The organism is Mesorhizobium sp. M0898 (genome assembly GCF_040319695.1).
GTDB lineage: Bacteria > Pseudomonadota > Alphaproteobacteria > Rhizobiales > Rhizobiaceae > Mesorhizobium.
Genome location: NZ_JAMYOE010000019.1, coordinates 1 through 13,519 on the forward strand (window position 1 = coordinate 1; position 13,519 = coordinate 13,519).

Annotated in this window: 11 protein-coding genes; 5 read left to right on the forward strand and 6 right to left on the reverse strand. The window is 61.0% G+C overall.

Annotated features, from left to right (window positions below):
• The 5 genes from NKH90_RS19585 to NKH90_RS19605 form a co-directional block, all read left to right on the forward strand.
• Positions 1-1,730 (forward strand): pseudouridine synthase (locus NKH90_RS19585; protein ID WP_352820469.1); only part of this gene is annotated, 1,730 nt, incomplete at its 5' end.
• Positions 1,711-2,265: a 16S rRNA (guanine(966)-N(2))-methyltransferase RsmD gene (gene rsmD / locus NKH90_RS19590; protein ID WP_352820471.1), complete on the forward strand. Its 555-nt coding sequence runs from the start codon at positions 1,711-1,713 to the stop codon at positions 2,263-2,265. The genes NKH90_RS19585 and rsmD, both read left to right, overlap by 20 nt.
• 97 nt (positions 2,266-2,362) lie before the next feature.
• On the forward strand, positions 2,363-3,727 hold the full coding sequence (locus NKH90_RS19595; RefSeq protein ID WP_352820472.1) for a M16 family metallopeptidase: 1,365 nt from the start codon (positions 2,363-2,365) through the stop codon (positions 3,725-3,727).
• 190 nt (positions 3,728-3,917) lie between these two features.
• Positions 3,918-5,276, forward strand: coding sequence for a M16 family metallopeptidase (locus NKH90_RS19600; RefSeq protein WP_352820543.1), 1,359 nt, complete (start codon positions 3,918-3,920; stop codon positions 5,274-5,276).
• A complete protein-coding gene (locus tag NKH90_RS19605) occupies positions 5,273-6,136 on the forward strand; it encodes a patatin-like phospholipase family protein (RefSeq protein WP_352820473.1) in 864 nt (287 codons plus the stop codon). Before NKH90_RS19600 ends, NKH90_RS19605 begins: the two co-directional genes overlap by 4 nt.
• Positions 6,137-6,302: 166 nt before the next feature.
• Here the strand turns inward: NKH90_RS19605 and NKH90_RS19610 are convergent, their stop codons facing one another.
• From NKH90_RS19610 to NKH90_RS19635, 6 genes are all read right to left on the reverse strand, one after another.
• Complete coding sequence (locus NKH90_RS19610; RefSeq protein ID WP_352820475.1) at positions 6,303-6,839, reverse strand: dihydrofolate reductase family protein; 537 nt, start codon at positions 6,837-6,839, stop codon at positions 6,303-6,305.
• Positions 6,840-7,050: 211 nt separating this feature from the next.
• On the reverse strand, positions 7,051-8,781 hold the full coding sequence (locus NKH90_RS19615; protein WP_352820545.1) for an adenylate/guanylate cyclase domain-containing protein: 1,731 nt from the start codon (positions 8,779-8,781) through the stop codon (positions 7,051-7,053).
• Positions 8,782-8,888: 107 nt separating this feature from the next.
• Positions 8,889-9,197 (reverse strand): dihydrofolate reductase family protein, encoded by a 309-nt coding sequence (locus tag NKH90_RS19620; protein WP_352820476.1) that lies wholly within the window; start codon positions 9,195-9,197, stop codon positions 8,889-8,891.
• Between the two features lie 195 nt (positions 9,198-9,392).
• Entirely contained in the window at positions 9,393-10,475 is a 1,083-nt protein-coding gene (locus NKH90_RS19625) for a hypothetical protein (protein WP_352820477.1), read from the reverse strand.
• Between the two features lies 1 nt (position 10,476).
• On the reverse strand, positions 10,477-12,675 hold the full coding sequence (locus NKH90_RS19630; protein WP_352820478.1) for a sensor histidine kinase: 2,199 nt from the start codon (positions 12,673-12,675) through the stop codon (positions 10,477-10,479).
• Positions 12,676-12,732: 57 nt separating this feature from the next.
• Positions 12,733-13,497 carry a hypothetical protein gene (locus NKH90_RS19635; RefSeq protein WP_352820479.1) on the reverse strand — a complete coding sequence of 255 codons (765 nt, stop codon included), beginning with the start codon at positions 13,495-13,497 and terminating at the stop codon, positions 12,733-12,735.
• Positions 13,498-13,519 lie beyond the last annotated feature (22 nt).

Here is a 13,519-nt window from a genome sequence, read left to right on the forward strand (position 1 = left end):
TCAAAGGCGGCGACCGGCCATTCAGCAAAGGGCCGCGTCCGGAAGGCAAGCCTTATGAACAGCGCTCGGGTCCACGCAAGCCTTATGCGCCGCGCGGCGACCGGCCGGCAGCTGCCGAAGGCGAGCGGCCGAAGCGCGACTTCAAAGGCGGCGACCGGCCATTCAGCAAAGGGCCGCGTCCGGAAGGCAAGCCTTATGAACAGCGCTCGGGTCCACGCAAGCCTTACACTCCGCGCGGCGACCGGCCGGCAGCTGTCGAAGGCGAGCGCGGCGAGAGGCGCTTCGACCGTCCCAAGCGTGATTTTGGCGGCGATCGACCCCATGGGGCACAAACGGCACAGGCCGCATCGGAAGGCGGCTTCAAGCCGCGCCCGCGTCGCGTCGAGGCAACGGAAGAAGCCGGCGAACGCATTGCCAAGCGGCTGGCGCGTGCCGGCCTGGCCTCGCGCCGCGACGCCGAGGAACTGATTGCGGCCGGCCGCGTCAAGGTCAATGGCAAGGTGTTGTCCTCGCCGGCCTTCAACGTCATGCCCGGCGACATCATCCATCTCGACGGCATGGAGATCCCGCCGATCGAGCGCACCAGGCTGTTCCTGTTCCACAAGCCGGCCGGCGTGGTCACGACAAACCGCGATCCCGAAGGCCGCAAGACCGTCTTCGATGTGCTGCCGCCCGGGCTGCCGCGGCTGATGACCATCGGCCGGCTCGACATCAACACCGAAGGCCTGCTGCTGCTCACCAATGATGGCGGCCTGTCGCGCGTGCTCGAACTGCCGGCGACCGGCTGGTTGCGACGCTACCGCGTGCGCGTTCACGGCAAGGTCGAGGAAAGCGCGCTTGCCGGGCTGCGCGAAGGCATTGCCGTCGACGGTGTCTTTTATGGCGCCATCGAGGCGACGCTCGACCGCGAGCAGGGTTCGAACGCCTGGCTGACACTCGGCCTGCGCGAAGGCAAGAACCGCGAGGTCAGGAACATCCTGGGCGCGCTCGGTCTCGACGTGACGCGGCTGATCCGCATTTCCTACGGGCCGTTTCAACTCGACGATTTGCCGGAAGGCCATGTGCTGGAGATCAAGGGCCGCGTGCTGCGCGACCAGCTCGGCGAGCGCCTGGTCGAAGAGTCCGGCGCCAATTTCGATGCCGATATCGCCAAGCCGTTTTCCAACAAGCCGGTCAGGCGTGAGCGCGAAGAGGAGCCCGAGCGGCCGAAATTCACCCGCGACGGCGAACGCCGGCCGATCGGCGAGGGCGGCCTGATCAAGAACCGCAAGCGCCGCGAAGGCAGCCGCGACGAAGCGCTCGGCAAGCTGTCGACAAGCCCTGACAGGACCTTTGGGCCAAAAAAGAGCTTTGGCGAGCGTGGCCCCAGACCTGAACGCAGCGACTTCGGGGACAAACCCCGCGGCGACAAGCCTCGTGGCGGCTTCGGTGGGAAAAAATCCGAACGCGAGCAGCGGCCGATCGAGCCGCCGGGCCAGCGCAAGGCCAATGTCTGGATGGCGCCGGGCGCACGGCCGATCGGCAAGGGCAGGGCGGAGGCAGACGCCGCCAAGGCGGCGGAAAACAAGGCGCGCAAGGCATCGTTCAAGCCGTCTTACGGCAAGCCCGGCGGCAAGCCGCAAGGCGGCGGTGCAAAGCCGTTCGGCAAACCGCGCGGCGAGCGCCCGGATGGCGGTGGCGACCGGCCGCGCGGCGGCCCGAAGGGAAGCAATGCGGATCGTCGGCGGTGAGTTTCGCGGGCGTCCGCTGGCGACGCCCCGCACCTTTGCCATCCGCCCGACCACCGACCGCACGCGTGAGGCGGTCTTCAACGTGCTGGCGCATCGCTTTCCTGAAAAACTGGACGGCGCGCGCGTGCTCGACCTGTTCGCCGGCACCGGCGCGCTCGGCCTCGAAGCGCTGTCGCGCGGCGCCTCCTACGCTGTCTTCATCGAAGAATCCGCCGAAGGGCGCGGCCTGATCCGCAGCAATGTCGAGGCCTTCGGCCTCACCGGCCGCACCAAGATATTCCGCCGCGACGCGACGGGCTTGGGCGAGGCGGGCACCATCGCCGCATTCGGCCTGGTCTTTGCCGATCCGCCCTATGGCAAAGGCCTTGGCGAACGCGCGTTGCGCTCGGCCAAGGCCGGCGGCTGGCTCGCCCCCGGCGCGCTCTGCGTCGTCGAGGAAGCCGCGGCGGCGCCGTTCGAGGCAGGGCCGGGCTTTTCGGTTGTCGACGAGCGCAACTATGGCGAGACGGTCATCCGGTTCATCGAGGCCGCCTGAGTTCGGCTTCCACGGTGGCGCCTTCAAAATGACGAACAATTCGCTTTGCCTCGACCAGCAACCCCGCCTATCGTCCCACCACAAACCGGAGCCATCTATGACATTTCAGGCTGAATGGCTGCGCGGAACGCTCTTGGGACTGGCTCTGGTGATGGCCGCGCCGGCTCTGGCGGATAACAATCCTGACGATGGCGTCGTGACCGATTTCCTGCTCGACAACGGCATGGAGGTCGTCGTCATCCCCGATCACCGCGCCCCCATCGTCACCCATATGGTCTGGTACAAGATCGGCAGCGCCGACGAGCCGCCGGGCAAGTCCGGCATCGCCCATTTCTTCGAGCATCTGATGTTCAAGGCGACCAGCAACCATGCGGCGGGCGAACTCGACCGTGCCGTCGCCGCCATCGGCGGCTCGGACAACGCCTTCACTTCCTACGACTACACCGCCTTTCACGAGACGGTGGTGCCGCAGGCGCTCGGTGAGATGATGGGCTTCGAGGCCGACCGCATGCGCAATCTCATCCTCAACGACGATGTCATCAAGACCGAGCGGGACGTCATCCTCGAGGAGCGCCGCTCGCGCATCGATAGCAATCCGCAGGCAGTGCTCGACGAGGAAATCGACGCCACGCTGTGGCAGAACCAGCCGTACCGCATTCCGGTCATCGGCTGGATGCAGGAGATGGAGAAGCTGAACCGCACCGACGCGCTGGCCTTCTACAACAAATATTATACACCCAATAACGCCGTGCTGGTGGTGGCCGGCGATGTCGAGCCCGAAACGGTCAAGGCGCTGGCCGAAAAGACCTATGGCAAGATCGCGCGCGGCCCGGACCTGCCGCCGCGCATCCGACCCGTCGAGCCCGAGCAGAACACCAGGCGCACGGTGACGCTGACCGACGGGCGCGTCAGCGTGCCGAGCTTTACCACGCAATGGGTGGTCCCGTCCTATCACACGGCAAAGCCCGGCGAAGCCGAAGCGCTCGACGTGCTGTCCGAAATCCTCGGCGGCGGCAACCGCAGCCGGCTCTACCAGGAGCTTGTCGTCAGGCAAGGCATCGCCGCCGAGGCCGGCGCCTTCTTCCAGGGCACCATGCTCGACGACACCAATTTCACCGTCTACGGCGCGCCGCGCGGCGATGCCAAGCTTGCCGACATCGAGGCCGCGGTCGACGCTGAGATCGCCCGCATCGCGAAAGACGGCGTCACCAGCGACGAGCTGGAAAAATCCAAGGACCGTTTCGTACGCTCGATGATCTTTGCCCGCGACAAGCAGGAGGACATGGCCAACATCTACGGCTCGACGCTCGCCACAGGCGGTAACGTCCAGAACGTCCAGCAATGGCCGGACCGCATCCGCAAGGTCACCGCCGACCAGGTCAAGGCGGTCGCTGCCCGCTATCTCAATCTCGACCACGCAACGACTGGTTATTTGCTTCCCGAAACGCAAGCTGGGAATTGATTTGATGATGAGCTTGAGAGTTGGCGCTGCCCCTCACCTGCCTGCCGGCATCCTCTCCCCGTATACGGACGGGGAGAGGGGCGCCGCCACCGACGGTTTCGCCAATCTTCAGCGTTTGCAGAGCGAGCGCCGGGACAGCGGCCAGCCCCTTCTCCCCGTCACTATACGGGGAGAAGTGCCCGGCAGGGCGATGAGGGGCGGCGCCGACCTTGGCAATTGGCGCGCCGGCCCTCTTCTAGCAACCCTGTTCCTCTCCCTTCTCTTTCTCCTCCTGCCGGCGCTTTCCGCTCGCGCCGCCGTGAATATCCAGGAGGTGACCTCGTCGAAGGGCATTGCCGCCTGGCTGGTGGAGGATTATTCGGTGCCGATCGTCGCCATCCGCTTCGTCTTCGATGGCGGCGCGACGCAGGATCCGCCCGGCAAGGAAGGGCTTGCCAATCTGATGAGCGGCCTGTTCGACGAAGGTGCCGGCAACCTCGACAGCGAGGCCTTCCAGATCAAGCTCGACGACGTCGGTGCAGAGATGAGCTTCGAGGCGCAGCGCGACGGCATCTACGGCTCGATGCGCATGCTGGCCGACCAGCGCGACGGCGCCTTCGACCTGTTGCGCGTGGCAGTCAACCAGCCGCGCTTCGACCAGGTGCCGATCGACCGCATCCGCGCGCAGATCCTGTCCGGCATCATCGCCAACGAGCGCGATCCCGATACGCTCGCCCAGCGCAAATGGCTGGAAGCGATCTATGGCAATCATCCCTATGCGCGGCCCGACCAGGGCACCAGGCAAAGCATCGCGACGATTACGCCGTCCGATCTCAGCACCTTCCACAAGGCGAATTTCGCCCGCGACGGCCTGCATGTCGCGGTGGTCGGCGCCATCGACGCCGAGACGCTGAAGCAGAAGCTCGACCTGGTGTTCGGCAGCCTGCCGGAAAAGCAGGCGCTGACGCCCGTTCCCGACATCGAGCTGAAGCTCGGCCAGCAGCTCGAGGTCGTTTACGACCAGCCGCAGGCCTCGCTGCAACTCGCCTATCCCGGCGTGAAGCGGAATGCGCCGGATTTTTTCGCCGCGGTGCTGATGAACGAGATCCTCGGCGGCGGCACCTTCACCTCGCGGCTGTTCGACGAGGTGCGCGAGAAGCGCGGTCTGGCCTACAGCGTCAGCTCCGACCTCGTCGACCACCAGCATTCCGAGGCGCTGTCCATCACCACCTCGACCCGCGCCGACAGGGCGGCCGAGACGCTGGCCGTGGTGCGCGACGTGGTCAAGCGCATGGCCGAGGAGGGGCCGACCGAAGCCGAGCTGGCGGCGACCAAGAAATACATGATCGGCGCCTATGCCATAAACAATCTGAATTCCTCCGGGGCGATCGCCTCAACGCTGGTCGAGATCCAGCTCGGCAAGCTCGGCATCGACTACATGCAGCGCCGCGCCGCCCTGATAAACGCGGTGACGCTGGACCAGGTGAAAGCGGTGGCGAAAAAGCTGCTCTCCGCCGAGCCGGCCGTCATGGTGGTCGGGCCGAAGCTCGGCGCGGCCAACAAGGGATGAGCCCTAGCTTCGGCATCGCCTTTGGCGGCGGCGGGGCGCGTGGGCTGGCGCATATCCATGTCATCGAGGCGCTGGACGAGCTGGGCATAAGGCCGGCGGCAATCGCCGGCTCGTCGATCGGCGCCATCATGGGCGCCGGCATGGCCTCGGGCATGACCGGCAAGGACATCCACGACTATACGCGCTCGATCCTCGGCCGTCGCGCCGAAGTGGCGACGCGCATGTGGCGGGCGCGGCCCGGCACTTTTGCCGAGGCGATGCAGGGCGGCCTGCGGGTCAGCCAGTTCAATGTCGAGCGCATCCTCAAGGCGTTCCTGCCCGACGCCATTCCCGAGACCTTCGCCGAATTGAAGATACCGCTGAAGGTGACGGCAACGGACTTTTATGGCCACAAGCTCGCCGTGTTCGACGAAGGCGAGCTGCATTCGGCGCTGGCCGCCTCGGCGGCGATCCCGGCGGTGTTCCGTCCGGTGATGCGCGACGGCAGGCTGCTGATCGACGGCGGCATCTACAATCCCGTGCCGTTCGACCTGATCGAGCTCGACGCCGACATCATCATCGCCGTCGACGTGGTCGGCGCGCCGACCGAGGCCGGCCGCAAATTCCCGACCTCCGTCGACCTGATGTTCGGCGCCACGCAGCTGATGATGCAGTCGATCATCGCCAGCAAGCTGAACCAGAGCCGGCCCGACATTCTGATCCGGCCGGCCGTTTCGAAATACCGGGTGCTCGATTTCATGAAGGTCGAGGCGCTGATGGCAGAGACGGTGGCGATCAAGGACGAGCTGAAGCGCGAGATCGAGAAGGCGCTGAGGGCGCGGGAAGACGCTGCGGTCGAGGGCAGGCAGCGGACGGTGTAGGGGCGCTGCCAATCTCCCTCCTTGAGGGGGAGCGCCGAAGGCGACAGAGGGGGTCGTCTCGCGTAATGCGCCAACCCCCCACTGCCGCAAGAGAGGAGCCGAGCCCGGTCGAACCGCCCCCTCTGCCCTGCCGGGCATCTCCCCCTCAAGGGGGGAGATTGGCTCATCACGCCATCCCAGCCGCATACTCCAGCGCCACCACGCCGTTGCTGAATTGCGTGGCCGAGATCAGCTCGAGCGGCAATTGCGCGCCGGGCGGGAACAGCAGCTTGCCCTGGCCGACGGCACCGGGGTAGCTGAGCAGGCGGATGCGGTCGACCAGGCCGTGGCGCAGCAATTCCTGCGCGACGCTGAGGCTGCCATGCACATAGATGTTGCCGCCGCTGCCTTGCTTCAGCCCTCTGACCGCTTCCGGCAACGCGCCCTGCAGCAGCTCGGCCGGCTGCCAGTCGAGCGCCTGCAAGCTGGTCGAGGCGACATATTTCGGCAGCGCGTTGAACCGGTCGGCGAAGTCTCCGGTCTCCCTGGGCCACGAGCCGGCAAAAATCTCATACGTCGTGCGCCCCAACAGCATGGCGCCGCTGTCGGCAAGCTCGTCGTCCTTGAACTTTTGCATCTCATCGTTCCAGGCCACGCTCGGCAGCTTCTCGACCTCGGCAATGCCATCGACGCTGATGAATTCGGTGATGATGAGTTTTCTCATGGCGGGTTCCTTTCTGGCAGGGCCGAATGGCGCGGGCCTTATGCGACATGGGCCGTCAACTAGCGCGGCGCTCTTTCAGGGGGAGGGTTTTCCCTGGTCGCTTCCAAAGACCGATACCGTGGGAAAAGCTTGTCCGACCTGCCCGTCGTTCGGTCATGCCACAAGGTCCGCATCGGGGGCCGATTGGATCTGGTTCGTAGCTACCGGCTGCCTACAGGTTGGCAATTCCGGCTTTCAGCAGTCCTTCGCGGACGTGCTGCACATCAGACTCCTGGGCATAGTGCAGGGTGGCGATGAATGAATCGAGGTCGAATTGGGGATCGAGCGTTCTGATCTTGCCTAGATGCGCCGCGGCCGCGATTTCGTCGCCGAGCCAGCCGTAGCAGGCAGCGGCGAAAGCGTGCTGAGCCGAGTCCATGGTTGACAGATGCATGAAAGCTTCGATCGCCTCGCCATACTGGCGCGCGGCGAAATGCGCTTTTCCCAGATGGCTCCAGAACCTCTCCGGGTGGTGCGGGTTCAACTGCATCGCCTTGCGGATCCATTCAATTCCCTCCTCCGGCCTCCCCAGCCACGTCAATAACTCGCCTTGCTGCACCACCACGAGGTCGTAATTGGGATTGAGGGCCAGCGCCCGCTCTTGATGGTAGCGCGCTGTGGTCAGCTCATTGTTGTTCACGTTCACGGCCGCGAGAATGCGATGGACATCGGCATCGTTGTTGTCCAGCGCCAGCGCCCTGTCCAGCGCTGCCATGATGTTGTTCCAGATGGCATCCCTGTCTTCGCACCAGTTATGGACCCAGGCCTGGCCAAGAATGCAGGCCCGCCAGGCATGGGCATGGGCATAATCGGGGTCGAGCGTGACGGCCCTTTCTATCAAGGTTTGCGCGCGTTCATTATCTGCAATCGTGCTTCGGTGATGCAGCACCTTGGCAGCAAGCACACATTCATACGCGGCCATGTTTGCAGGTTTCGCCCGCGCGAGCTGGTCCCGCTGAGCCGCCTCGACGCGACCGGGCAGCGTGGCTGCGATCGCCGCGGTCACCTCATCCTGAATCGCGAATATGTCGTCCAGCTTCCGGTCATACTTGTCTGCCCAAATATGAGCGTCGTTCGCCGTGTCGATGAGCTGAACCGTCACGCGCACCCTGTCGCCGATCTTGCGGACGCTTCCCTCCACCAGGTATTGGACGGTGAGTTTCTCGGCCACCTCGCGCACATTCACGGCGCGGTTCTTGTAGACGAAGCTGGAATTGCGCGAGATGACGAACAGCTCATGGTGGCGGGACAGTTCGGTGATGATGTCCTCGGTCAGTCCGTCCGCGAAAAATTCCTGCTCGGGGTCGCCGCTCATGTTGGTGAACGGCAGCACCACTATCGAAGGTTTCGAGATGGATCGCTTTGCCTCGACTTCTGGCAGGGCAGGACTGTCAAACCCGACGCGATAGAGGCGAACCGGGCGGCTGATGTTCTTTAACGTCTTCTCGCCCAGGTCCTCCATGGCAATTTCGAGACGGTCGGCAATTTGGGTCGCCACCGCTGCGGTCACGCAGATACCGCCGACGTCGGCGAGTTGCTCGATGCGCGAGGCAATATTGACGCCGTCGCCGAAAATGTCCTCATCGTCGAAAATGATGTCGCCGAGATTTATGCCGATCCTGAATTCGATGCGCCGTTCCTGCGGCACATCCGAATTGCGCCGTTTCATGCGCTGTTGAATTTCCACGGCGCATTTCACGGCATCGGTCACGCTCTGGAACTCAACGAGCATGCCGTCTCCGGTGGTCTTGATGATACGGCCCTTGTTCTTCGCGATGGCGGGATCGACCAGTTCTATGCGATGGGTCCGAAGGCGTGCGAGCGTGCCGGATTCGTCGGCCTCCATCAGCCGACTGTAGCCCGCCATATCGGCAGCCAGAATTGCGGCTAGTCTCTGTTCCATCGCTGAACCACAAACCAAGCTTATCCTTCCAGAGCTGCCAAATCCAGCAATTTGGGCTTGTGGCTGAATCAAGAAGTCTTCCTACCGCCGCAGCAAGAAAGGGCGGATCAGAACCTTCCGCCTGGTGGCTGCGAACTCGATCGCATCAATCGCGGGAGGGATCCGCGCGGCGTCAAGCTCGTCGAGGCGACATGTTTCGGCAGGGCGCTGAACCGGTCGGCAAAATCTCCGGTCTCCTTGGGCCACGAGCCGGCAAAGATCTCATAGGTCGTGCGCCCCAAAAGCATGGCGCCGCTGTCGGCAAGCTCGTCGTCCATGAATTTTTGCATCTCATCGTTCCAGGCAACGCCCGGCAGCTTCTCGACCTCGGCAATGCCATCGACGCTGATGAATTCGGTGATGATGAGGTTTGTCATGGCGGGCTCCTTCTGTCCGAGGACGGACGGCGCGGGCATTTTGCGACAGGCTGCGAAATAGTGTGGCGCGTTGTTGTTTTACCGCGGCCGGCTGGAACGCCGACTGCGGCGCCTGCTCGAAAAGGACGCGGCCAAACCGGACCTGATCAAGACGATTCTCGATGTGGGACTTGCCCCCTCGCCGACTCAGCCACCCTAGCTAAAGTGACTGATATCTATATTGGGTTGGCCGATCCGACTGACGTAGGAACCAAATCGCTGAGTAAGGTTGCTAAGGAAGGGAGATGCCACCGAGGCTATTCTTTTCGCCAGGCTTTTCTGAAGGTCGGCTAGTGGAATCGTCCGAAGCTTCTTGAATTGTACTACTAGGGGCTTCCCGTCCTCAAGTGGGGGGAGGAAGTGTTGGGCTGGCTCGAACTGATTGACAAGCTTCCTGAAATATTTCTCAGCACCATCCCTTTTTGATTTGCTCGAGGCGGGCTTTAATGACGCCGCATGCTGTTTCCAATCTTCAAGTAGCGCCTCTGTGTCACAGTAAGCGAGTAATATTGGGTCGGTTTTCTGAGTGGCCATGTCGCATTGAGGCGTCAAAACGATCCACAATCCATCCTCAAATCTGAATACGTCGCCGGTATGGGGTCGAATCTCCTGAAGCGCGGGTTGAATATAGTTCTCAAACGGGTGCCATTTTACGCTATCCTCAGAATCAATTCCCAAGATGTCCGCTATGTGACTAGCGTACTGCCTTGAAACGATGCCAACGAGTTGTTTGGCGCCTATCCCCGCTAACGCCTCATAAGAATTCCAACGCGGCCACACCCGGCCGTAGAAGACAGATGCACCGCGCGCCTGAATATTCCTTCGTGTGCCATCGAGCACTTCAATCATTGGGGAAAGATCGGCGAACCATTTGATAGCCTTATCGTACGCGTCTGCATCTCCTTTGTCGAAGACGGCCAGCATTTCATGCCCTTCCGCCTTTCGATCAAAATCTGCAGGGTGTCCGCTGATAATTGCTGCAGGAATGCCGTACTGAAGAACACATAAATCCGCCAAACGGCTTCCGGCCAGTTTATCCTCGCCGCCCTTCAGACGCAGATCGAGAAGGGCGGCATCAAGACGAAGTCGGCTGAGTTGAGCGAGCCCTTCTTCGTATGTAGTCGCGACCATCAGTTCAAAAGACACCTCTGGGTGCGCTTCGTTCCATTCCTTTATGGCATCTTCGAACAGCGAGAGCTGCGCTTTGTCATCCTCAACGAACAATAAGCGAATTGACATTCTAACCCCCCAAGCAAGGAAACCGTATCTCGAAACGAGTGCCGTTCGAAAAATGCATATGATAGTGCAGAGACGCAGTCGATCTGGACAGTGCTTCTTTGGCGATGTTCAGGCCAAGGCCCGTGCCATTGTCCTTGAGTGTGAAGCCGACGTCGAATATCTGCTCGGCGAACTCGTCCGGAACTCCTGGACCGTTGTCGTCGACGTAGATGATCGCTTCGCTCCCCTGCCAGCGGAATCGAATGTTGATCTGTGGGCTTTGCGTCTTGGACTGTTCAAGCCAGTGAATAGAATTGCCTACTAGATTGACCAAGGCGGTTTTCAGATCGTCCTTATACCCGAACAATCGTTTGGGGGTGCCCTCTTGTTCGACCTGCATTTCAACATTATGGCTGTCGAAGATTCCAAGCACTTCGTGAACAGCATCGACACCGTAAAAATCTTCCGGTGGCCCTCTACGTGCCCCCGAAAGTGGGCGAAGTGTCTCAAAGAGTTGTCTTAGTTTCTCCCCGTTTTCCCGGACCAACGCAAGCTTATCAGGAAATTCTCTCTTGGTTTCTTCCGTGTATTTGCTGTTGTCGAAAAGGAACTGATATCGCGTCTGGAGTCGTTTTCCAGTGTTCGCAAGGAAAGTAGCGCTGGGGGCGCCCTCGTGAAGAATTTCTCCGATTATCTGCCCGAGCGACGATTGTGCTTCCAGAATCCTCTGGCGCTCTTCGAGGGCTTCAATCCTATCGACTAGGAGAGCAGACTGTTTGGCTATGAGCCCTTGAGCTGAAACTCTCTTATCGGGGGAAATATCAGATATGAGATTCTGGAGGGGCCCCAATTCGGAAATCTTCTTGACATCCTCGAAAGTGGTCCGCTTTCGCCTTGCTATTCCTGCATCCTCACGGAATTTCTGTCGTCGCGGTTCTACGCGTTCTGCCAATAGGTCTGTGATAATTCGGTGAAGCCGACGGAATGCCGCATTCTGTTCAAAACCCTCTCGGCTGCTTCGTTCCACCAAGCCAGAAGCGTCTTGATGCTGAACTGTAACATATCCGGCGATCTGGTTGTGCCCAATTCGAAGGCTTGGATTCTGAACTCGACGCTTGTCCAGTGTTAGCCAGTCATTTTCAGGATCACCATAAGGGCGGATTCTGAACCCGTCCCTGTAAATTGCGATCCCGGCAACACTGTCCAGAATCTGACGGGCCTCGGCGGCGTTCATATCCCCCAGCCCAGCCTTTTTGACAGCCTCGCGAACAACTGCCGCCTCTCGATCGAACAGGAACAGTTGGACAGTGACTACGCCACAGGCCTGCTCCTCATCCCGCAGTGGAAGGACAAGATCGATCGACTGAGGTGCTTGCCCTGCACGACGAATCTGCATTGTGCCGTGGAAGCGCCCCTCCACATCGAAATGACCCGAGACCTCGTAGTCGCTACTTGTCAGGATTGGGAATGGCTGAACCTCGAAAGCCTTCTTGGGATCAAGTGTGTCATTCGCGCTGTCTGGGTCGTACGTTGTCCCAACCACGCTCCAGCCGTCGAAACCTGCTGTTTTCTTCGTGCAGGCCGACAGGTCGAGATAGATGGAGAATTTGTCTTGTTCGTTCTGCTGGAGCGGGGATATTAGCCGCCGAAGCTCAAGGTAGAGTCGAGAGAGCTTCGTTTCTGTCCAGTCTTCTGAAAGTTCGCTGATCTCAATGGTCGTCCCCGTGGGCAGGGTCGTTTCCTGGGTCAGGTAGTCGATCGAAACGTCTGATAGATACGTGTCACCATCGAACACGCTCCAGTTCAGCTCCGGGATCAGAACTTCGGCTCGCGATCCTGTTCGGTCGCTGACAGAGTTAAGCGCCATCCGGTTGCCAAGCTTGGCCGCAGCGAATCGCCCGATGCCTTTGGAGCCCATCATGTGACGCCTTCGTATCGGCGACAGCCGCGTTCCTGATTTGGCAGCTGTGGCTGGCTCCATCCATTTGTCTTGAATGTCAGACAACGTCATTCCGTGGCCATTATCAACAACAGCTATTCTGCCCTTGCCGACTTGAAGAGGTGGGACAAATTTGATCGATACGAACGACGCATCCGCGTCGTATGCATTCTTGACCAGTTCTATGACGGCTGCTTCGGGTCCGCTGATAAGCTGGTCGCCGATGGTGCGGATGATCCTGGCGCGCGGCCTAAATTGAAGTTTCTTCTCGGCACTTGGCATTATTTTCTTTTCCAGCGATTTAGAATCGGGCTTTCAGTGGGCCAATAGATGCTTCAATCAATGAACCAGCGTCCGGGTGACTGCTTCGACCGCATCGACAATAGCAGGGACTAATCCAAACACCTTTATGACGACCACCGGCGCTGCGGCCACAAGCGCTGCGTCGGTGAATTTTGTGAATCGCTCCCCCGCCCATGTGGCGAGGGCGGTTGCAAAGCGGACGAGGCGAGATTTGCTTTGCTCGACGCTCGTCTTATCTGGGCTTCTTGTTTTCAGTTCTCTCTGAATCGTGTCGATGTCGGATAGTGCCTGCCGAAAATGCTCCCGCCCGATCTCCTTTGGTGCAGCTGTGTCCGGAGGATTGTTGTGCCCTATCCATGGCAGCTCCTGCTCAAGGTCGGCGATGCGATCGCGCAAGATTTTGAGTGCAGTCAGCGCATCCTGCCGTTCTTCCTCCAGCGAACGAACTTCTGGGTTGAGCAAACGCCCGAAATCCAGATTCTCCAGTAGCATCGCGCGTATGCGTGGCCGAACGCCGCTGCCTACGCTCTCGGCGGCCGAGAAGTCGATCAGCGCGGGAGCTCCGAATTCTCGCACAACCGCAGAGATGTTACGCATGCGGTAGCGGATTGCCGCATCATTCCGTAGCGCAAGCGGACCGCGCAGCAGTGCCTGCGCGATCGGCTCCGACTTTTGATCCATTCCCTGGATCTGCAGGCGCAGGAGCAGCACGTATGCGTCGACCGATCGACGAAGCTCTTCCTCACTCCAACGTGCATTTGCGCTTGTGGATGAATCGCCTTGGCGTCTCGCTTTGGTCATGTGTGGAGGCGGCATAGCCTAT

Coding starts and splice junctions, on each gene's coding strand:
- rsmD (WP_352820471.1), top strand. CDS start 1,711: ATGCGGATCGTCGGCGGTGAGTTTCGCGGGCGTCCGCTGGCGACGCCC.
- NKH90_RS19595 (WP_352820472.1), top strand. CDS start 2,363: ATGACATTTCAGGCTGAATGGCTGCGCGGAACGCTCTTGGGACTGGCT.
- NKH90_RS19600 (WP_352820543.1), top strand. CDS start 3,918: ATGAGGGGCGGCGCCGACCTTGGCAATTGGCGCGCCGGCCCTCTTCTA.
- NKH90_RS19605 (WP_352820473.1), top strand. CDS start 5,273: ATGAGCCCTAGCTTCGGCATCGCCTTTGGCGGCGGCGGGGCGCGTGGG.
- NKH90_RS19610 (WP_352820475.1), bottom strand. CDS start 6,839: ATGAGAAAACTCATCATCACCGAATTCATCAGCGTCGATGGCATTGCC.
- NKH90_RS19615 (WP_352820545.1), bottom strand. CDS start 8,781: ATGGAACAGAGACTAGCCGCAATTCTGGCTGCCGATATGGCGGGCTAC.
- NKH90_RS19620 (WP_352820476.1), bottom strand. CDS start 9,197: ATGACAAACCTCATCATCACCGAATTCATCAGCGTCGATGGCATTGCC.
- NKH90_RS19625 (WP_352820477.1), bottom strand. CDS start 10,475: ATGTCAATTCGCTTATTGTTCGTTGAGGATGACAAAGCGCAGCTCTCG.
- NKH90_RS19630 (WP_352820478.1), bottom strand. CDS start 12,675: ATGCCAAGTGCCGAGAAGAAACTTCAATTTAGGCCGCGCGCCAGGATC.
- NKH90_RS19635 (WP_352820479.1), bottom strand. CDS start 13,497: ATGACCAAAGCGAGACGCCAAGGCGATTCATCCACAAGCGCAAATGCA.